Below are 20,675 nucleotides of genomic sequence, written 5' to 3'. Positions count from 1 at the left end.
CTTGAGTTTGACTATGTTTGAAACAACACCTTTAAATCAACTACTTACGCCGCTATCAAATTTATCTGATGGTGAAAATCAACCAGAACAGATGTCTCTCCTATGAGAAACGTTGGGACACTACTGATATCCAATATAATCATATTGGGACGATGGTTTCGGGCTATTTTTATGCCAGCACCACCGTTAGTTGCGGTCAATAATTTGATATCGCTGCGCCTAGAAATTAAGCGTTCGACTAAAAGCAAATTTGCGGGATTGTCTTCGACATAAAGCAGCGTGCTTTGATGAGGTTGATTTTCTGGGATTGAAAGTAATGGAAGAATTATATTCTGCATGAGTGGCACCTCATTATTATTACTTCGAGTCAAAATCAAGGCGTTATGAAGCAGACTGTAAGAACATAGCTCGGAAATACTAGCATTGTAAGGATGGCTAATTAAATTAAATTTAACTAATCACGTAAATATGTTTTCTTTTAAATACTGAAACTTATTTATATAGAATCAAAATGTGGTAAAAATATTGAATAGTTGTCTATCGGCAATTGGAGCACTTAAACGAATTGAGTCTTGCGCAAAAACCGCATGAGTCATTGTTCACTTAACTATCATCAAGACAGGATTAATATCATGACTGAAAAAAACGCAAGCGTGCATTGGAAAGGTCAGGGGAAAACTGGCACTGGCATGATCAGCACTGAAACTGGAGCATTGAAAGATTATCCTTATGGTTTTTCTAGCCGTTTCGAGGATAACCGTCACGGTACCAATCCCGAAGAGATTCTCGGTGCGGCTCATGCCGCGTGTTTCACAATGGCATTCTCGTTTGCTTGCGAAAAAGCAGGCGTGACAGCCACCAGCATTGATACTACGGCTAGTGTGCGTTTGTCTAAACAAGGTGAAGGATTTGTCATTGATCGAATTGCGCTGACGATGCAGGCCACACTATCTGGCGTCGATGATGCGACGTTTCAGGAGATTGCGAACACGGCAAAGCGTGATTGCCCGTTATCGAAAGCGCTTGCCAGTGTTCCAGAAATCACCCTTAAGGCGGTCATGCAATAGTGGCGCGACGATTGACACTGAGTATGCATAAACGAAGTAAGTTCGCAAAAAATTGAGGATATCTTTGGGTATCCTCAACTACTGCCATATTTAAGCAAGAGTTCTGATACTTGCTTCGCGTTCCCATTGACGGGTTGCGGCTGCTTCAATAAAGTCTCCTAACGCTGTTATGCCGATCACACCGGAAGTCTTTTCAATACCAGCTTTTTGCAACAAAGTATTGCCTCCTTCATCAACACAAATTGCTTTCAAGTGACAAAAAGCATCGCGCACAAATTCAAGAGCAGTAGCTTCCTTACAAAGTGTTGATACGCTAATTTCCGTCAAAATGACGGCGATTGCATCATAAATCACTGAAGGCGTTCCAGCTAATTGGCCATCGATCACTTGTAATGATCCATCTGATAATTCAACTTCACCGATTATCGGAGAAATAAATTTAATCGCGGCGCCGGCTGTAATAATAGCGTGACGAATGGCATTAATGTGAGTACTGTCAGATCCCCGCATAATGAGCACGCCGACTACACGTCCTTCAAGGGTCGCCTTCATTTTTCCAATAATTTGCAGAGATGGCGATAGCATCATGTCTTGAATTGCAACCGCCTTCAACGCAGCTTCCGGTAATTGCTTCATTCCCAGGCCATGTCCGACTCGACCCGCTAATTGTTCGTCAATATTGCGTAAGTGAGCGACGATGCTTTCCCGGATATGTGGATGCTCTAACTTGGATAATTCAAATACCAGGGCGGAAGCAATATGTGCTTGTTCATATTCGGTTTGGCTGCGATAAAATTGGCGCGCCTGGCTATAGTGATCTGCAAAACTTTCTGGGCGGATGCGGCTCTTTTCCCCGGAATCCACAACTATTGCACTGCGAAAGCCGCCAGCAATTTTTTCTCTTGGCGAATCAGTAGCCAGCGTATTCGGTTCATAGGCAACGCGCCCAACTGGCTGCGTCATTTGCATATGGCCATCACGCTGCTGATTGGCAAACGGGCATTTTGGCGCATTAATTGGTATTTGATTAAAATTGGCTGACCCCAACCGCGAAAGTTGGGTGTCCAGGTAGGAAAACAAGCGCCCCTGCAATAAAGGATCATTCGAAAAATCGATACCGGGCACGATATGCGACGGGCAAAATGCAACTTGTTCGGTTTCAGCGAAAAAATTGTCTGGCCAGCGATTCAACACCATTCGCCCAATCACTTGTAAGGGAATCATTTCTTCCGGTATCAATTTAGTCGCGTCGAGATGATCGAACGGGAAAGAGTCTGCTTGTTTTTGAGTAAATAATTGCACAGCTAATTCCCATTCTGGAAAATTGCCATTGCTGATCGCCTCAAACATGTCGCGTCGATGAAAATCGGCATCGGCACCAGAAATTTTAACCGCCTCATCCCATAAGGTCGATTGCAGTCCGAGTTTAGGGCGCCAGTGAAATTTGACAAAAGTTGATTCATATTCGGCATTGATCAAGCGAAACGAGTGGATGCCAAAGCCTTCCATCATTCTCAATGAGCGCGGTAAAGTCCGATCAGACATGATCCACATAACCATATGCATCGCTTCCGGGGTCAGCGAAATGTAATCCCAGAATGTGTCATGCCCCGTCGCCGCTTGCGGGAATCCGCGATCAGGTTCCATCTTGACGGCATGAATGAGGTCGGGAAATTTTAGTGCGTCCTGAATAAAAAAGACCGGGATATTATTGCCGACCAAATCCCAGTTACCTTGCTTGGTATAAAATTTAACGGCAAAACCTCGCACGTCACGCGGCGTATCGGCAGAGCCAGCACCTCCAGCTACGGTAGAAAAGCGGGCAAACAGCGGTGTTTTTTCTCCTACTTCGGTTAATACTTTAGCTGTGGTGTACTGGCTTAGCGATTCAGTCAACTCGAAAAAGCCGTGTACCCCAGTGCCACGTGCATGGACGATCCGTTCCGGAATGCGCTCATGATCGAAATGAGTGATTTTTTCACGCAAGATAAAATCTTCCAACAGCGTCGGGCCGTGTGCTGTGGCGCGTAAAGAATTTTGGTTGTCAGCGATTATTACCCCTTGATTCGTAGTGAGTGCAGGATAATCGCTAACGATGGATTGATGTAATTCATCACCGCGACCTAATGTACTGGGAATGGCGGTGGGTACCGTCACCAGCACTAACTTAGCTGGCGGTATGCCTACTTTAATGTCGCTCATATTGAATCTCCAATAGAAATTTTGATCTTGTCAGGGTCTTACACGGTCAGCGTTCAATGATGCTGGAATTACGGTTCCGATTAACAATTTGCTACAGTGGACGATATGCCAGCGCCCTTGTTTTGTATGTACGCTAACGAACAGTGGCGCTGTTACTAAAAGCTGCGAATAGTAATTTTTCTGGCCGTACCATGCTCTTTATTTCAATCCGTTGCTTTCAATGTCTGCCGCAATGATGGGTGGGTTTATTTCCCAACCACCGCCAAGTGCTTTGTAAAGCGTGATCAAATCCGTGCTCAACTGAACCTGTGCCGTAGTCCATTGTGTTTGTGTCTGAACTGCCTGTCGCTCACTATTTAACACCGTGATGAAATTGATCAGGCCGTGTTGATAAGCGTTGCTGTTGAGTGCCAGCGCACGGTTATTTGCCTGTGTTGCGGTTTTTAGTGACTGAGCACGTAACTGGTCTTGATGGAAGCTGATCAATGCGTTTTCTACTTCTTGCAATGCATTGAGAACAGTTTTGCGATACATAATCGCCGCAGCCGCTTGTTCTGCTTTCGCTAAATGCACATTGGCGGTTAAGGAGCCACCTTGAAAAATCGGTAGTGAAATGGACGGACCAACGCTGTAAAATCGGCTGGCCCAATTGAACAGATACTTGGTGGTCGTGTTGCGTAATCCATATTGTGCACCCAACGATAAATCTGGATAAAGGGAGGCGATTGCTACGCCGGTTTCTGCTGTTGCCGCATGCAGATTTTCTTCCGCTTCGCGAATGTCTGGTCGACGACGTGCCAGGCTGGCAGGTACACCAATGGCGATCACATCCGGTAGTGCAATTATTTTTCCATCAATCGTTAATTCCGCGTTTAACGTCCCGGGATTTACGCCAATTAACACGGCCAATGCATTACAGGTCTGGGTAATCTGTATTTCATATTGTGGTAAAAGCGCTTGATTTTGCGCGACCTGGCTGACTAGTGATTCAACGTCTGACTGATTGCCTAAACCGGATTTTTGCAGGTCTTTGGTTAAGTCCAAAATTTGCTGTTCATCACTAAGCTCCTTTATCGTTAACGCTCGTAACGCTTGAGCTGCACGTAATTGGGCATAGGTTTGTGCAACTTCGGCTTGCAGAGCAACCAAAGCCCCATTACGCGCCTCTTCATTAGCGTGCGATTGTGCAGCGGCAGCTTCCACCGACCGTGTTACTTTACCGAATAGATCCAACTCCCATGAAGCATCAAGAGCCACCGTGTATAGGTTTATCGGATCAGTCAATTGTGATTCGATGGGGCCAGTCGCTGGATTGTTTTGTAAAGAGGGCGGTAGTGGCCCGGCTGATTTTAGAATACCCTCAAGGCCCAATTGTTCACGATCATAACTGGCTGCGGCTTTTAAATTTGGCAAACCTTGAGCACGAGCGATTTGCTCTTGCGAACGTGATGCGGCAATGCGAAGTAATGCGACCTGGAGATCAAGATTCCCGGCAACCGCGCGTTGTTCCAGTGAATCCAACAAGGTATCGTTAAAACTGTGCCACCAGTTAGGGTCTGGATCGGCAAGCGGATTTGTTGCGACATTTGTTGTAACTACAGCGCGCGTATCAACGCTTTGATCGACATTCCATGTTGTGGATAAATGTGATTCAGGCGGTGAAAAATTAGGGCCTTTGACAGCACATCCCGTCAGAAATACTAAGCCGATACCGGCGAATGTTTTTATTATCATGCCCATGTCAGTGTGCGCCTTCCCCGCTTTTGCCTTTTGCCGGTGAAAAGAAAAATGTAAATGGAATGAAGCACCACGAAAGGATCGCACAGGCTGCAAACACATCCATATAGGCCAGGATTGAAGCTTGTTGGAGCAGGTTTTGGTACATAACTCCAGCAGCAGTTTGAGTAAGATCGCCAATGGCGGACATGCTTCCTTTTAAGGCCGAAGTGATATGCGCAATACTCACGGCATAGTTAGCCTCTAAAGGCCCAGTATGAGCAGCTAGAATTGCCTGATGCACTTGAGTACGCGCCGTGATGGCCGCAGTAGAAAGCGAAATGCCGATTGAACCCGCAATATTACGAAACATTGTAAATAGTGCGGCACCATCACCTTGCAAGTATTTAGGCAGGGTCAAGTAAGTCAAGGTGCTGGCTGGAACGAACAGGAACCCGATTGCAACGGATTGTGTAATGCGCATCATGACTAGCGTGTTGAAATCAATGTCAGGTACCAATCCGTGTGAATACAACATGGCACAGCCTAGTAAAAAGAACCCAACACTTAAAATGTAGCGCATCTGTACGTAAGGCATAAAGTGATTAATGATTGGAATAAGAATGATGATAGCTAATGCGCCCGGGCTTAACACCAAGCCAGATAGCAAAGCTGTATAACCTAAGTGTAATTGTGTAAGTTGAGGAATTAAGATAGCACTGGCGTACAGTATGGAAGCGAAAGCCGCGATAGTTAAGCAGCCGAGAGTAAAGTTTTTATCTTTGAGCGTACGTAAATCGACTACCGGTTTTTTTGTATACAACAGCCAGGCGACAGCTGTCGATAACCCAATCAAAGCAAGTGTGGCAAAGATGCGAATGAATGTAGAAGAAAACCAATCAGCATCTTCACCACGATCAAGCATCACTTGAAGTGAACCTAAACCGAGCGCGATCAAACCAATGCCAATGTAGTCAAAATTAATTTTCTTGGGAATTTTTTCCCATGGCGGATCTTCCACCAAACGCATCACTGCAAATGCCGTCAACACACCGACCGGAACATTGATGAGAAACACCCATCTCCAGCTTAAGTTGTCTGTAATCCATCCACCCAACGTCGGACCAAATACGGGCGCCACGACAATGGCCACTGCAGTCACTGCAAATGCCCGACCTCGTTGAGAAGCTGGAAAGGTATCAAGGATGATGGACTGCTGGACCGGTTGTAGCCCTCCGCCAAAGAAGCCTTGTAATACCCGGAAAAGAATCAGTTCATACAAATTGGTTGAAATCCCGCAGGCGAACGAACAGGCCGTGAAGGCGATGATGCAGATCAGAAAATAGCGCTTGCGGCCAATTGTACGCGCCAGAAACGCCGACATGGGCAGCACGATGCCGTTGGCGACCAAATAAGCCGTCAGCGCCCAGGTTGCCTGGTCGTAGCTGACCGACATCGTACCTGCGATATGCGGCAGAGCGACATTGACGATTGTGGTGTCGAGCACTTCCATGAAGGCCGCTAGAGTGACAGCAACGGCGATTAACCACGGGTTACCCGCAGGCTTCCAATTAGCGTGGGCAGTTGCGCTTGCTGCTGTGCTCATTTGAATAGCACCACCGGTGAAATGGATAAGCCTAGCGACAATGGCTGATGCGGATCTAGCCCGCGATCAATGACGATCTTGACTGGTACCCGTTGCACGATTTTAACGAAATTACCGGTTGCATTCTCAGTTGGAAAGGCAGCAAAGCGTGATCCGCTACCGAGTTGAATACTGTCAACATGACCATGTAATTGTCGATTCGGATAGGCATCCACCGTCATGTTGACTTCATCACCGACATGCATGCGCTCAAGCTGCGATTCTTTGAAATTGGCAGTAACCCATATATCCGTATTAACAAGAATGAACATCGGGGTTCCAGCGGCTAGAAAGCTGCCAAGCTGCACATTGCGTTTTGTGATCCAGCCATCGGAAGGGGCGATGATTTTGCAATAGGCGACATTCAATTCAGTCGCGGCAAGTTTGGCCTTTGCCTGGCGCAATTGTTCCTGACTGATGGTGACTTTATTCTGTGATTGCAGTAATTGTTGACGCACCAGTGCAGCAATTTTCAATTGAGCATTCGCACTGTCAACATTCGCTTTTGCAATAGCTTGTGCCGAATTGGCGCTATCAATATTTTCATCGGTGGTAGCACGGCGATCCACTGCGTGTTGACGGTCATAAGTAAATTGCGCTTTTTTAAGATTCGCCAGCGCTGAATTTTCTTGTGCTTGAGCCTGTGCCAATTGCATCGGGTACTGGACTTTTGCCATCTCTAACGCAATTTTTGAGGATTCTAATTGTGCTTGTGCCAAGCCGACCTGAGCCGCTGCATCGTCGCGTACCGCGGCATAATCACGCGAGTCAATTTCTACTAGCACATCTCCCTTATGCACAAAGGCGTTGTCATTAACCAATAAGGAGGACACATAACCGGACACAATAGGGGCCATTACGACCGCATTGCCATCCGTGTAGGCATCATCGGTAGAAATTTGATTGCGCGTATCAAACCACCAAATGAAGGCAATGATCGCTAGTATCAGGATTACAATCGCCAGAATAATCAGCGGTGTTTTACTGCGCGGCTTGGCGTCATCTTTTTTATCTTCGTCCTCTGGCTTGCCGGCGTCCTCGGTTTTTTCTTTTTTTACGGGTGTAGCCTGAATTTTGGAACCATTTTCGGAATCCATTCCAGTTTCAGCGTTGGCTTCAACAGGCTGTTGGCTGAGCACGCTGTAAACTGGATCGGTAGCGCGCCGCCCATGTCGTTTTTTATTAACAAGAGCTAGGTCATTTATTTCTTTTACAGACGGACGTGATTCGTTATTGCGATTCGAATCGTCATTCAAATCTAGCTCATGTTCATCCTCATGCATGGACGCTGCCTTTCGTAATTAAGTCAATACAAGAACAGCCAAGATCGAAAAACATATATATCTGACGAATTTTTATTCAGATAAGGCTAAATGCGTAACGCCATCAAGTCTGTACGGCAGCGCGCATATCAAAAAAATCGGTGAGGAGATTTTAAGGAATATTGGAATGAAAATTTAATGGTTAGTGAAGCCCGGTAAACTCGTTGGGACAACGTAATGTGTGATAGCGCACAGAATCATTAAATGATTGGGCTATACAGTGCTCTATGTCGAATTGCTGAATAACGAACATGGAGAATGAATGATGAATTTGCCAAATAGCTATCAACGACGGAGCTGGCACCTTGACGATATCGATTTCAATGCAATTGATATAGCGTCGGTGCGCGACGATAATTTTTTATTCCTTACATTAGCGTCAGCATCTTTTGTTGAAATCCTTTCCGAAATGTATGCTGCTAACTTGATCGAGCATTTTCAGGGAGATTCTGAACTGACTAATTGGCTGAGCGAATATTGGCAGCGAGACGAAGTGCAGCACGGACAAGCATTGAGGACTTATGTGCAAACGGTTTGGCCAGATTTTGAATGGGATAATGCCTATAACGCATTTTTTATGCATTACAGTACGCTTTGTACCGTCGAGCAACTAGAGCCCAGTAAAGCGTTGGAACTGCTAGCACGTTGTGTCATTGAAACTGGGACGTCAAGTTTTTATCGTGCATTGCAGCAGTATGTTCGTGAGCCTGTGCTACGTCATTTGATCGGTCATATCCGAGCCGATGAAATTTCTCACTATGTATATTTTCGTAAGTATTTCACAGCTTATAACGCGATCGAGCGCCATGGTGTTGGCGCCAGTATTGCGACAATATGGCGTCGTTTAAGTGAAATACGCGGTGAAGATGTTTATATTGCATTTAAACATGTTCATGGCGATCGTTATTCAAATCAACCGTATCTTGAAGCCGATTGGCGTCGCTACAATCAAACGGTGAAACGCTTGGCTCGTAATTATTATCCTTATTTGATGACAGTCAAAATGTTGATGAAGCCTATTCCCATGTTCGAATCAATCAAGAAAATGTTGCAATGGCCTTTAGTTGGATTAGCTATGTTGATTTCTCTAGGCTAGTTATTTTCGTAAATTCAAAATCAACATTTACCTTAGTTATTAAGGCTGTCGTTTGGAGTAATGTTCGATGCCGCACAGACGCATCTTTCAATATCGAGCAACCTGATCTTGCTGGATGATCCAATGCAATGAAATCAATAAATCGCTCCGACATCCGGGTAAAAATGGCGAGCATAGGCTGGAGAAAACACACAGTTTTTAATGTAAAGACCAAGCAAAGGCATCAAGGATGAAAAAATCTAACGTCACGGCAATGTATAGACGGCTTATCGCCTCGATAGGAAAAGAGCGTGCTGTGACGACGAAGGATCTCAAGCCCGCGTGGTTCTTGAGTGAGGCGATTAGCACGATAGCTATTTACGACACGCTGCCAAGTGTGTTTTTTTTCTGATGGACATTCCTTCTCTTGACCACCGTGAGCAGCATTTCTTTATACCAGGGCCGCATGCGCCCTTGAATTTGTTTTTGCGTTACCTTCCTGCGACACAAGTTATCGCTAACTCATCACACTCATCGCATATCGTACTTTACGTACATGGTGCTAGCTTTCCATCGGCACTATCGATTGCTCACCGGTTTGATGGACACTCATGGCGTGATGAACTCAATGCAGCAGGGTTTGACGTCTGGGGCCTGGATTTCCAGGGTTTTGGTTTTTCCGATCGTTATCCCGAGATGGATGCCCCAGCTAAGTTGAATCCAGCTCTATGCAATACAGCCGATGCAACTGAACAGCTACATTGCTGCGTTCAATTTATTCTGTCCCACCATGCTGCTTCGAGGTTGTCGATCATTGCGCATTCTTGGGGCTCAATTCCGACATGTCGCTTGGCAAGTATTTACCCTACGCTCATTGATCGACTGGTGTTGTTTGGGCCCATAGCGCGACGAGGGCCGCGACGCTATGAGGTCGCGCCAACTGCGACGGCATGGGGTCTAGTGACCATTGAAAACCAGTGGAAGCGTTTCGTTGAAGATGTCCCTCCCGGAGTTGTGCCGGTACTGTCTCAAGTTCATTTCGACGATTGGGCTGAACACTATCTTGATAGCGATCCTGGTAGCAGGCTGCGCGATCCTGCCAGCGTAATGGTGCCTTCCGGCCCGGTCAACGATATCTTACGTGCTTGGCATGGGCAGCTCGGTTATGAACCAGCTATGGTGCGAGCACCTGTCGCGTTGATTCGCGGCGAATGGGATGGACTAATTCCTGATCAAGATGCGCGGTGGTTATTTGACGCCTTCACCGCATCGCCGAATAAGCGTGACATTAAGATCAGTGGCGGTACACATTTGATGCATCTTGAGGCAATGCGATTTGCGTTATATCGCGAGTCGATTAGCTTTCTGCATGGCGGCGATCTGCCGCCAGATCTGTCACCAGCTAAAGGTACTAGCTAAAAATTTGCTACTTAACTCATTACTCTATAAAGGAAACTCCAATGTTTGCCGTGATTTTTGTAGTACATCCAAAGGACGGTCGCAAGGATGAATATCTTGGCTTGGCCAAACACTTGAAGCCGCTGCTGGAAGGCACTGATGGCTTCATCGATAACGAACGTTTCGAAAGCAAACGTACCGAAGGTGACGTCCTGTCGCTCTCAACATGGCGCGACGAAAAAGCCGTCGTACGCTGGCGCACGCAGGGCGAACATCATCAGGTCCAGGAGAAAGGGCGTTTTGACGTCTTCAAGGACTATCACTTAAGAGTGGGTGAAGTCACTGCAGATAGTCATCCTCCAGAAGGTGGGACGGTGGACGAAAAACGCTTTGATGAAACGGTGATCGGAGAAGCAAAGGTTTGCACTATCACTGAGGTTATACCCGCAAAGGGAGCTTCGCTAGGTGGGTTGGGCAAATTACTCCCCGCGCATCTCGGCCTCGATCTGAGCTCAGCAGGGCTTGTTGATCACGTCGTTTTCCAAGGTATCACGATCCCAGATAAGTACTTGTTATTGGTTGATTGGAAGGACGCTGGAGCAGCACACGCATGGACGCCGAAATCATTCGCGGGTGTTTCCATGTTACGCCACAGGCATGTGCGAGTGATACGCATGTACGGGATGCAGGATCGGCGGGAAGCACCACAATATTATTCTGATGCAAAGACTCAATGATCCGGCCAATGAATTAATTATTATTTGATATTGGTCTGAACATATCTGCGCGATAGCGCACGGACTAACCTCGAATATAAGCTTACTGTGCAAGCGCATCCAAGTAAGCCAGTGTAAATGCAATTCACCGATTGCATTCCGTTCGGTGTTCTTAAAGGAGAAAACTCATGTTACGCAGTTTGATTGATCTAAATGAATATGCAATTCATGCCACGGACGGCAATATTGGTCATGTGAAGGATTTCTATTTCGATGATGAGGGCTGGGCAATCCGCTATTTTATTGTTGATACGGGTAGTTGGCTTTTGAGCCGTAAGGTATTGATTTCACCAATAGCTATTGGGAAACCAAATTGGGCTGAAAAAACACTTCCAGTTTTAATCACGAAGGAGCAAGTTAAAAATAGTCCGGATATTGATACCGAAAAGCCGGTATCGCGGCAACACGAAAACCATTATCTAGGATATTACGGTTATCCAATCTATTGGGGCGGTGCCGGACTTTGGGGCGCGGGGATTTACCCAGACATGATGATGCCAGGTTACCTTGGCGACAATACGTCTACAAATACGTTGCCCCAAGAAGCTGTAATAAATGGCAGTCGACCTGAAGAAGTGGAGCGACATCAAAATTCCGGTAGTCACCTGCGTAGCTGTAAAGCAGTAATCGGCTATCACATCCATGCGAGCGATGGAGATATCGGCCATGTAAGTGGCATGCTTGTCGACGATGAGACCTGGGCCATTCGCTACTTCATTGTAGACACTAGCAATTGGTGGCTGGGTCATCAAGTGTTAATTGCACCATTATGGGTTGAAGAAGTTCGATGGCTCGATAGAACGGTCACCGTCAATCTGACCCGGCAGGAGGTAAAAGACGCTGCGCCATATGACATAGCAGTGGAGTTGGGGCGAGAGCAGGAGGTTGATATTCACCAACATTACGGGCGTGCTGGCTACTGGGAGCATGAGGAATCAAATAAAGACGTTGAATTGTACGATTAATTCACATTTGATTTCACTAGTGCCCGGTTAAGTTGCTATGAAACTCTGAAGAATCCGCATAACGACGCGGGTTCTAAGATGATTTTGTTTTGTGCCAATTTGAAATCGGTTGTGCATTTTTGTGTCATTTTAAGGAGGTGCGGTTTATGTTGGGATTTACAACAGACAACCGTACATGAGCTACGCGCTTCTTTGCAGAAGCGTCTTTTCAATTTTTTGGTCAGTCTTAAATTGGCTTAGTGCGCAATGCCCGCGCCGATACGCTTTCCACTCGCCTTTTACGAGTATTGTGCAATTTCCAAGTTATTAATTAATTCCGATATTTATGATTGAGATCAAAAATTAGCTCCGACATGATTCAAATTCATGATATAAGCAACCTCAAGGCATCTTCTCCTCCTTGTCACAGATCATACATATTTCGTTGTATATCGGGATGGCAACCTGTGAAAATTTTTCCAACTCCCTCCTTCTTGCCGTCGGCCAGTTCACGTTTTAGTGCTGGTCGATGTGGCGACCCGCGAGCCTGCTCTGCAGTAGCGTTACGTGCATTTCACATGCACGTCATTTACTGATGTGTGTTTGTCTACGGAAGCATTTATGCCAAAAACTGGTTACGGTGAGGGGGCGGGCGGCCCTGATGGTGTCATGGAATCCAAGCGAAAAAAAATCCTGTTGAAGACAGGCGCGTTGCAAGACGCGATCTTCAATAGCGCCAATTTCTCCAGTATTGCCACGGATGAAAAAGGGGTCATCCAGATTTTCAATGTCGGCGCGGAACGCATGTTGGGATATGCGGCAGTGGATGTCGTCAATCAAATCACGCCAGCCAATATCTCCGACCCACAAGAATTGATTGCGCGGGCTACCGCCCTGAGCCTGGAATTGGATACGCCGATTACGCCAGGTTTTGAGGCGCTGGTATTCAAGGCTTCTCGCGGCATCGAAGATATTTACGAGTTGACGTATATCTGCAAGGACGGCAGCCGTCTTCCTGCCATTGTTTCGGTCACGGCGCTGCGTGATGCACAAGAAAACATCATCGGATATTTGTTGATCGGCACCGACAATACCGCGCGCAAGCAGGCAGAAGAGGCGCTGCTCAAGGCGGGGGCCTTGCAGACTGCAATTTTCAACAGCGCCAATTTTTCCAGTATTGCTACCGACGCAAAGGGTGTCATTCAATTATTCAATGTCGGGGCCGAACGCATGCTAGGTTACGCGGCAGCCGAGGTCATGAACAAGATTACGCCGGCCGACATTTCCGATTCGCAGGAAGTTATTATGCGCGCCGAAGCACTGAGTCTTGAAGTCGGGACAACGATAGCGCCGGGCTTTGAGGCATTGGTTTTCAAGGCCGCACGAGGGATTGAAGATATCTATGAATTGACCTATATCCGCAAGGATGGCAGCCGTTTTCCGGCGGTCGTGTCGGTTACGGCATTGCGCGATGATCAAGGTGCAATCATCGGCTATTTACTAATTGGTACCGACAACACCGCACGCAAGCAGGTCGAGGCAGCCAAGGCGCTGACCGATCAACGACTACGCGACCAGCAGTTTTATACACGTTCTCTGATCGAATCGAATATCGACGCGCTCATGACGACTGACCCGCAGGGCATCATCTCGGATGTGAACCAGCAGATGATGTCACTTACGGGGCGTACACGCGATGAATTGATCGGCGCTCCCTGCAAGAATTTTTTTACCGATCCGGTTCGTGCCGATGCGGCAATCAGGCGCGTCCTTACCGAGAACAAAGTGAGCAACTATGAGCTGACTGTTCGTGCGCAGAACGGGGAAGAAACGGTTGTGTCCTACAACGCCGCGACCTTTCACGACCGCGAACGCAAGCTGCAAGGCGTATTTGCGGCGGCACGCGACGTGACTGAGCGCAAGCGCTTCGAGCGTGCCTTGCAGGAAAAAAATATCGAGTTGGAGCATGCCAGCGGCATGAAATCGGAATTCCTAGCCACTATGTCGCATGAATTACGCACGCCGCTGAACGCTATTATCGGATTTTCCGAGGCGCTTAAGGACGGTCTGATGGGGCAGATGAGTGCTACCCAACAGGAATACATTGGCGATATTTTTACGAGTGGGCAGCATCTGCTGTCTCTGATCAATGACATCCTGGATTTGTCGAAGGTCGAAGCTGGCATGATGGCGCTTGAACTGGAAGAAGTCGACTTGAACAATCTGCTGTCGAACAGTCTGTCGATCGTCAGGGAAAAAGCGGCAGCCCAGCACATCAATCTCGAACTGGAAACAAGCGACGACCTGGGTGTACCCCATTTGGACATGCGCAAGACCAAGCAAATTGTGTACAACATGTTATCGAACGCCGTCAAATTCAGCGCCAACCGAGGACGTGTGACTTTAAGCGCGCGCCGCGTTTCACGCAATACCGTTGGCACATTGCCCGGCATATGGCCGGTGCATAGCTTTCCTCTCGCCGACAATGAGTTCAACGAATTTCTTGAAATATGCGTTACTGATAACGGCATCGGCATTTCGAAGGAAAACATGGCGAAATTGTTCCAGGCCTTCAGTCAAATCGACAGCAGCCTGGCGCGCAAATTCGAGGGTACCGGTCTTGGTCTTGCGATGGTAAAACAACTGACGGAACTACAAGGGGGCGCTGTAGCCGTAGCTAGCGCAGAAGGCAACGGGGCGCGCTTTGCCGTCTGGTTGCCGTTGCGCACCTCGGCCCAAGCCGCGCACACTTTACCCTTAGTCCAAAAGCCAATTAGCAGCAACCAGTTGAAAGCCTCACTGACCAATTTGGGCGTGCTTTCGGGCGAAGGGCACATTCGTACAGTATTGGTCGTAGACAATGATCCTAAAGCAGTCGACATGATTGCCGCGTTCCTGCCGCCGCCGGCATATTCGGTCGTACGTGCATATGGCGGCATCGAGGCAATTGCCCTGGCGCAGAGGCTCCGGCCAGATTTGGTCCTGCTGGACTTGATGATGCCAGAAGTGAGCGGATTCGATGTGGTTTTAGCACTCCGACGCAATGCCGATACGGCGTGCATCCCGATACTGGCGTTGACCTCCAAGCAAATTACAGTGCAAGATCGTGCCGCGCTCAATAGCAATCCGGACAAGGCCATCCGCATTATCGAAAAAGCCGGTTTCAATCGTGTCGGCTTTATCGCGGAAGTAACACGCGCATTGTCACCTAATTGAAGGAGGTTCCATGGCGAAAATATTAATCATTGAGGATAATCCGGCGAATATGAAACTAGCTTCTTTTCTGTTGCGTAACGCCGGTCATACAGCGCTGTGCGCTGTCGATGCCGAGACAGGTTTAACGCTGGCGCGCGACAGCCAGCCAGAGCTTATTTTGATGGATATCCAACTACCCGACATGGACGGACTGGCTGCGACTGCTCTATTGAAGCAAAATCCTGGCACTGCTTCCATTCCTGTCATTGCGCTAACCGCAATGGCGATGAAAGACGATCAGGAAAAGACTCGAATTGCCGGTTGCGACGCCTATATCGCCAAACCGCTACGCTATATGGAGTTGTATGCAGCGATTGATGCGCTCTTACTCAAGCGAAAGCCACCGGCGGCGAGCGAAGAAAATCTTTTCGGTCAAATACCATGAGCAGTGCCGCTGCCACTATTCTCATCGTCGATGACGAACCACAGAGCCGCAAGCTGTTAGAAACGTTGCTGCGACCTGAAGGCTATCGCACTCTCAGTGCGGCCAATGGCGAAGATGCGCTGACCTCGATTGGGCAAAGCACACCGGACTTGATTTTGCTCGACATTATGATGCCGGGTATCGACGGATACCAGGTGGCTGTCATCCTCAAGGCCAATCCCGCCACGGCGAATATTCCGATCATCATGGTGACCGCTCTTATCGACCGCAGCGCCCGCCTTGCCGGTCTTAATGCGGGTGCGGAAGAGTTTTTGACGAAGCCGGTCGACCGGGCAGAATTGTGGTTAAGGGTGCGTAATCTGTTGCGCTTAAAAACATTTTGCGCACTTCAAAGCCATAGTTTGGTCCTGGAACAACAGGTGCAGGCGCGTATGGCTGATCTTCAACGCTTCCGTACTGCGATGGATGCAACCGCCAACGCGATTTTCCTGTTAAACCATGCCACCATGCATTTTATCGAGGTCAATACGACAGCCTGCAAAATGCTCGGCTATACACGCGAAGAATTGTTCGAAATGGACCCGTCGCAGTTAGGGGCTGGCACGCAAGAACTGCTGCAAAGCGCCTACTATGCTGCTATCACTGGTAACAGTTTGACTGATTTGGTCGAAACTCAATTACGCCGCAAGGACGGTACGCAATTGCAGGTAGAAATGCATAGACAGACCCAACCCTCCGGCCCGGACTGGATCATTGTTGGCGTCGTACGTGATATCACAGAGCGCAAGCAGGCAGAACTGCGCCTGCACCATCTGGCGCACTACGATGCACTTACAGGCTTGCCCAATCGCACGTTATTCTATGAGTCCTTAAAGAAGATTATGCTTCAGACCGCGAATAGCGGCTGGTTGATCGCCGTCATGTTTATCGACCTAGACCTTTTCAAAAATGTGAACGACTCGTTGGGCCATGGAGTTGGCGATGAATTACTACGTCAATTCAGCAACCGCCTTGTCGAATGCGTACGCATTCGCGATACAGTCGGGCGTTTGGGTGGTGATGAATTTGCTCTCGTCCTGGTGATGCAAGACGAACAGGATGCTGTTATCGTCGCCAATAAAATACGAGATACGTTGCACCGGCCTTTTGACTTGAATGGTCACGAAGTTACTGTAACGGCCAGCATTGGCATCACCATTTATCCCACCGACGCATCCGATCCTGAAACACTACTCAGATACGCAGACACGGCGATGTACCGGGCTAAACATGCGGGACGAGATACTTTCCGCTTTTTTACGGCACAAATGAATGTCGAGATGTTGACCCGGCTTGATCTGGAAAAAGCCTTGCGTCAAGCCGTTGAAAATAATGAATTCGTATTGCACTATCAACCCAAGGTGCGGCTCGATAGTGGTCGCGTTACCGGTATGGAAGCTTTACTGCGCTGGCAGCGGCCGGGGCACGGCCTGGTTTTTCCAGGAGATTTTATTCCGATATTGGAAGAGACCGGCCTCATCGTACGCGTGGGTAGTTGGGTCATTGCCGCTGCATGCAAGCAAATCGGACTTTGGGCCCATTCTTCAATCGGGCCGATACAGGTATCAGTGAATGTCTCCGGACGTCAGTTCATCGAAGGCGATCTGGATGGGGATGTCATCAAAGCGCTCGATGATAACGACATTACAGCCGATCTGCTTGAATTGGAATTGACCGAGAGTTCCATGATGGCGAATACCGATCGAACCATAGCCAGTTTGAAAAATTTGAAAAATCGGGGCGTGCAGATTTCCGTCGATGATTTCGGCACTGGCTATTCGAGCCTGGCCTATTTGCGTCGCTTCCCCATCGATAAATTAAAAATCGATATCGCTTTTATTCGTGAAGTAACGAGTAATCCGGACGATGCCGCCATTGTGCAGGCCATCATCGACATGGCCCATAGTCTGAAGCTTGAAGTCATTGCGGAAGGTGTCGAGACAGCAGCGCAACTAGAGTACTTGCGACGTCATCGCTGCGATCAAATCCAGGGCTATTATTTCAGCCGGCCGCTACCGGTGCTGGAACTAGAGCAAATGCTGCGCGAAGAAAGGCGACTGCCGAAACAGGATGACGAGGCAGGCACGCCGCGCAAGACACTTTTGCTGGTGGACGATGAAGCCCACATATTATCCGCGCTGCAACGCGTCCTGCGTCAGGATGGTTACCATATCCTGACCGCAGAGTCGGCCGCCGAGGGTTTTGAATTACTGGCACTCCATAAGGTGCAAGTAATTCTGTGCGACCAGCGCATGCCCACCATGAATGGCACTGTCTTCCTCGACTTGGTCAAAGACATGTACCCCAATACATTGCGGATTATCTTGTCAGGTTATATCGATGTGGAATCCATTTTAAACGCGATCAACCGCGGCGCAATTTATCGCTTTTACACCAAGCCATGGGACAACAAAGTCTTGCGCGACAATATCTGCGAGGCCTTTCAGCACCATAGTCTATTGCATGGTGTTCCACTTGAGTAAGATCATGATGCCATACGGTTCGCGCCATAGAGAAGTGCCGACGGCGAATTCGTTGGAGATGTTTCGCACCGATGTTATGTCATCTGAAAGTTTCTGCCTTATAAAGTCACAACTAGTACAGATAACGCTACCCTGAATGCTCAGTGCTGCTTTAGCATAATTTTAATCATCTCAACAGCATCACCGGCGCGCCTTTCCATATTTCCTGAAATTCTCTTTGTTATTCCGCTACGCCGTAAATTCCAATTGCCCAGAAATTTACCTGTTTCCTCTTCTAGTTTTCCTGCTAGCCCACGTATGGTTCCTCTAATTTGCTTTCGGTTCATGATGTCATCTCCAAGTTACCTACAATTGCTGAAAAACTACGCTACTTTGCGTAAGTCCTAATCATGTTATTTGTTTCATTAACTAGCCAAGATTTGAAGAGGTATTAGTCAATTTGTCACGCGGTACTTTATTTGCTAACCAATATCTTTTTGAGATAGTTGGGTTCATCAACGATATGACAGCTACGCTAAAAAATAAGCGATCATTACGCACCAATCTGGGTGCGCCGCTTGTTAACTTAGGTGTGGGCATTATTTGTATCTCGTAATTTTTGGGGCTGATCAGTGTAATTTCATTTTTCTTGAAACCACGCATCAACTGCTTTTTTATGCGATCGACTAATGACATTTTGATCGTTAAAGGGAGCGCATTCGCTGCATGGGTTACCGCTATTTCTCGCTGAGTAAACAATCGTGACGGATGAATAGCATCGTTATGTTTGGAAATACTAAGAGAAGAGGGGTTATTGCTGATCATTTTTCTGTTCCTTACAATAGATTGTTAAATTCGAAAGATTCTGTTTTCTTTGAATAAGACATCACTACGTCAAATGTAACCATATACAAATCATCACATTCAGTTATTGTGAGATTGAGACAGCAGCATTTGTTTATGAATATGTTTTTTGTCTGATTAATTGGAAGTATGTGACTGAACGGTGTAAGAATCTGTGCGGCATCGCACTTACGGATTAAATTTTTTTAGCTATCACAACCATCCACCAATAAACCCGGCACGTTTCAAGCCTTGGATAATGTAAGAATTTTTGCGCATCAAGTTCCAGATTAGTTCGCTGCGATAATTCTCAACCATCAATAAAATCGGCCCTTCGTTGATTGCGAAATGCCATGGCGACATCCAGCCGTATACAGCATGAGCATTGCACGGATAGGTTGGATTGAAGGTAGATTTAAAGCCATAGGGATTGCCCGCTTTTAATCCAATTTGATGCACAAAGTGATCAATAGTGGGTAATACAATCTCCGGAGCGAAGGGTAACGATGCGACTGCCACCCAAGGTGAAATAGTGCCGTCGTCCACGCCGTTTGGAGCACCCCGTGCGATGTAATCGAAAAATTCGTGCTTGATACCATTTATATGTACAACTCTGGGGCCAGGGCCATCACTAGCAGTAAAGCCCCAGCAAAATTCACCGTAACCGGCAAATCCATGTGGGTTATGAATAGCGTATTGCTGCTGAATTAGTGTCGCGCGCCGGCTATTTTCAAAGTAGTCGATTCCCTTATCTTGCATATAAACATCCTGTATGCCTCGAAAATCAACCCATATGTGGGATAACTGATGCGCAAATAGCGGTGCGGAATATAAATAGCTATAGCCGTAACTGTGTTGCCATTGATAACCTGATGTCCAATTTAAATAACTGCTTTCTGGTAATGGATATGTTGGTGAACCGAGACCAAGGATGTATAGCAACAAAGCTTCATCGTATCCTGTCCATTTATAGGGTAAGAATCCGTTTTCTGGCGTCCAGCCCATGGAGACCGTATTATCTTCAGCTCGTACCCATTGCCAGTCGGCGCGTTGATAGAGCGCGTTGGCCAAGGTTCGAATTTCCTTTTCATCTACATTATCTGCATTAAAGTATTCGCCGCAAGTTAATGCGCCAGCCAATAAAAAAGCACTATCAATCGTCGATAGTTCACAATTCCAAGTACGACGCCCAGTTTGCATGTCAAGAAAATGATAATAAAAACCGTGATAACCGGTGGCATCAGGCTCAGGCCCTTGCGGACTCTGCCAAAAAAATCTCAGCGTAGTTGATACAAGTTTGATTGCTTCATCACGTGTGATGAAGCCTCGCTCAACCGCAACCGGATAACCTGTCAATGCAAGTCCCACAGCGGCAATACTGGATGGCCAATCTGGAGCGCTTTTGTCGATTACCAATCCATTTTCTGGATTAGTCTCGTGTTTAAAATAGCGATATGACTCGCGTTGGAGTATCTCCAGTTCATCATCTTCAGATAAAATTCGGTGATTCATGGCGCCTAAGTTAATATTTAATTGCAAAGAAAAG

The 20,675-nt window shown here is 47.3% G+C and carries 15 protein-coding genes; 8 read left to right on the top strand and 7 right to left on the bottom strand.

Annotated features, from left to right (window positions below):
* Positions 1–632 precede the first annotated feature (632 nt).
* Positions 633–1,067 carry an OsmC family protein gene (locus S2091_RS21310; protein WP_105533989.1) on the top strand — a complete coding sequence of 145 codons (435 nt, stop codon included), beginning with the start codon at positions 633–635 and terminating at the stop codon, positions 1,065–1,067.
* 90 nt (positions 1,068–1,157) lie between these two features.
* Here S2091_RS21310 and S2091_RS21305 read toward each other — a convergent pair whose 3' ends face one another.
* The 4 genes from S2091_RS21305 to S2091_RS21290 form a co-directional block, all read right to left on the bottom strand.
* Positions 1,158–3,269, bottom strand: a complete 2,112-nt coding sequence (locus S2091_RS21305; protein WP_105533988.1) for a catalase — start codon at positions 3,267–3,269, stop codon at positions 1,158–1,160.
* A 198-nt stretch (positions 3,270–3,467) separates the two neighbouring features.
* Positions 3,468–5,003 (bottom strand): efflux transporter outer membrane subunit, encoded by a 1,536-nt coding sequence (locus S2091_RS21300; protein ID WP_243405521.1) that lies wholly within the window; start codon positions 5,001–5,003, stop codon positions 3,468–3,470.
* A gap of 7 nt (positions 5,004–5,010) precedes the next feature.
* Positions 5,011–6,591, bottom strand: coding sequence for a DHA2 family efflux MFS transporter permease subunit (locus S2091_RS21295; protein WP_105533986.1), 1,581 nt, complete (start codon positions 6,589–6,591; stop codon positions 5,011–5,013).
* Complete coding sequence (locus tag S2091_RS21290; protein ID WP_105533994.1) at positions 6,588–7,727, bottom strand: HlyD family secretion protein; 1,140 nt, start codon at positions 7,725–7,727, stop codon at positions 6,588–6,590. The genes S2091_RS21295 and S2091_RS21290 overlap by 4 nt, the downstream gene beginning before the upstream one ends.
* Before the next feature lie 487 nt (positions 7,728–8,214).
* Between S2091_RS21290 and S2091_RS21285 the strand changes: the two genes are divergently transcribed.
* The 7 genes from S2091_RS21285 to S2091_RS21255 all read left to right on the top strand — a co-directional run bounded on the left by S2091_RS21285 (position 8,215) and on the right by S2091_RS21255 (position 18,307).
* Positions 8,215–9,048, top strand: coding sequence for a ferritin-like domain-containing protein (locus S2091_RS21285; RefSeq protein ID WP_105533985.1), 834 nt, complete (start codon positions 8,215–8,217; stop codon positions 9,046–9,048).
* A gap of 390 nt (positions 9,049–9,438) precedes the next feature.
* Positions 9,439–10,446: an alpha/beta hydrolase gene (locus S2091_RS21280; RefSeq protein ID WP_105533984.1), complete on the top strand. Its 1,008-nt coding sequence runs from the start codon at positions 9,439–9,441 to the stop codon at positions 10,444–10,446.
* 41 nt (positions 10,447–10,487) lie between these two features.
* Positions 10,488–11,162 carry an antibiotic biosynthesis monooxygenase family protein gene (locus S2091_RS21275; protein WP_105533983.1) on the top strand — a complete coding sequence of 225 codons (675 nt, stop codon included), beginning with the start codon at positions 10,488–10,490 and terminating at the stop codon, positions 11,160–11,162.
* A 167-nt stretch (positions 11,163–11,329) separates the two neighbouring features.
* A complete protein-coding gene (locus S2091_RS21270) occupies positions 11,330–12,166 on the top strand; it encodes a PRC-barrel domain-containing protein (RefSeq protein WP_105533982.1) in 837 nt (278 codons plus the stop codon).
* Positions 12,167–12,814: 648 nt separating this feature from the next.
* On the top strand, positions 12,815–15,361 hold the full coding sequence (locus S2091_RS21265) for a PAS domain-containing sensor histidine kinase (protein ID WP_105533993.1): 2,547 nt from the start codon (positions 12,815–12,817) through the stop codon (positions 15,359–15,361).
* Between the two features lie 10 nt (positions 15,362–15,371).
* Positions 15,372–15,785 carry a response regulator gene (locus S2091_RS21260; RefSeq protein WP_105533981.1) on the top strand — a complete coding sequence of 138 codons (414 nt, stop codon included), beginning with the start codon at positions 15,372–15,374 and terminating at the stop codon, positions 15,783–15,785.
* Positions 15,782–18,307: an EAL domain-containing protein gene (locus S2091_RS21255; protein ID WP_105533980.1), complete on the top strand. Its 2,526-nt coding sequence runs from the start codon at positions 15,782–15,784 to the stop codon at positions 18,305–18,307. Before S2091_RS21260 ends, S2091_RS21255 begins: the two co-directional genes overlap by 4 nt.
* 140 nt (positions 18,308–18,447) lie before the next feature.
* Here S2091_RS21255 and S2091_RS21250 read toward each other — a convergent pair whose 3' ends face one another.
* From S2091_RS21250 to S2091_RS21240, 3 genes are all read right to left on the bottom strand, one after another.
* Complete coding sequence (locus S2091_RS21250; RefSeq protein ID WP_105533979.1) at positions 18,448–18,633, bottom strand: CsbD family protein; 186 nt, start codon at positions 18,631–18,633, stop codon at positions 18,448–18,450.
* A gap of 82 nt (positions 18,634–18,715) precedes the next feature.
* Positions 18,716–19,111, bottom strand: a complete 396-nt coding sequence (locus S2091_RS21245) for a hypothetical protein (protein ID WP_105533978.1) — start codon at positions 19,109–19,111, stop codon at positions 18,716–18,718.
* Between the two features lie 231 nt (positions 19,112–19,342).
* Positions 19,343–20,641: a glucoamylase family protein gene (locus tag S2091_RS21240; protein ID WP_105533977.1), complete on the bottom strand. Its 1,299-nt coding sequence runs from the start codon at positions 20,639–20,641 to the stop codon at positions 19,343–19,345.
* Between the last annotated feature and the right edge of the window lie 34 nt (positions 20,642–20,675).

The organism is Solimicrobium silvestre (assembly GCF_002976435.1).
GTDB lineage: Bacteria > Pseudomonadota > Gammaproteobacteria > Burkholderiales > Burkholderiaceae_D > Solimicrobium > Solimicrobium silvestre.
Note: the sequence above shows the minus strand (reverse complement) of the source record. Positions and strands in the feature narration are given on the sequence as shown.

Excerpts from the sequence above, each read along its gene's own strand:
- S2091_RS21310 (WP_105533989.1), top strand. The coding sequence starts at position 633 with ATGACTGAAAAAAACGCAAGCGTGCATTGGAAAGGTCAGGGGAAAACT.
- S2091_RS21305 (WP_105533988.1), bottom strand. The coding sequence starts at position 3,269 with ATGAGCGACATTAAAGTAGGCATACCGCCAGCTAAGTTAGTGCTGGTG.
- S2091_RS21300 (WP_243405521.1), bottom strand. The coding sequence starts at position 5,003 with ATGATAATAAAAACATTCGCCGGTATCGGCTTAGTATTTCTGACGGGA.
- S2091_RS21295 (WP_105533986.1), bottom strand. The coding sequence starts at position 6,591 with ATGAGCACAGCAGCAAGCGCAACTGCCCACGCTAATTGGAAGCCTGCG.
- S2091_RS21290 (WP_105533994.1), bottom strand. The coding sequence starts at position 7,727 with ATGGATTCCGAAAATGGTTCCAAAATTCAGGCTACACCCGTAAAAAAA.
- S2091_RS21285 (WP_105533985.1), top strand. The coding sequence starts at position 8,215 with ATGATGAATTTGCCAAATAGCTATCAACGACGGAGCTGGCACCTTGAC.
- S2091_RS21280 (WP_105533984.1), top strand. The coding sequence starts at position 9,439 with ATGGACATTCCTTCTCTTGACCACCGTGAGCAGCATTTCTTTATACCA.
- S2091_RS21275 (WP_105533983.1), top strand. The coding sequence starts at position 10,488 with ATGTTTGCCGTGATTTTTGTAGTACATCCAAAGGACGGTCGCAAGGAT.
- S2091_RS21270 (WP_105533982.1), top strand. The coding sequence starts at position 11,330 with ATGTTACGCAGTTTGATTGATCTAAATGAATATGCAATTCATGCCACG.
- S2091_RS21265 (WP_105533993.1), top strand. The coding sequence starts at position 12,815 with ATGGAATCCAAGCGAAAAAAAATCCTGTTGAAGACAGGCGCGTTGCAA.
- S2091_RS21260 (WP_105533981.1), top strand. The coding sequence starts at position 15,372 with ATGGCGAAAATATTAATCATTGAGGATAATCCGGCGAATATGAAACTA.
- S2091_RS21255 (WP_105533980.1), top strand. The coding sequence starts at position 15,782 with ATGAGCAGTGCCGCTGCCACTATTCTCATCGTCGATGACGAACCACAG.
- S2091_RS21250 (WP_105533979.1), bottom strand. The coding sequence starts at position 18,633 with ATGAACCGAAAGCAAATTAGAGGAACCATACGTGGGCTAGCAGGAAAA.
- S2091_RS21245 (WP_105533978.1), bottom strand. The coding sequence starts at position 19,111 with ATGATCAGCAATAACCCCTCTTCTCTTAGTATTTCCAAACATAACGAT.
- S2091_RS21240 (WP_105533977.1), bottom strand. The coding sequence starts at position 20,641 with ATGAATCACCGAATTTTATCTGAAGATGATGAACTGGAGATACTCCAA.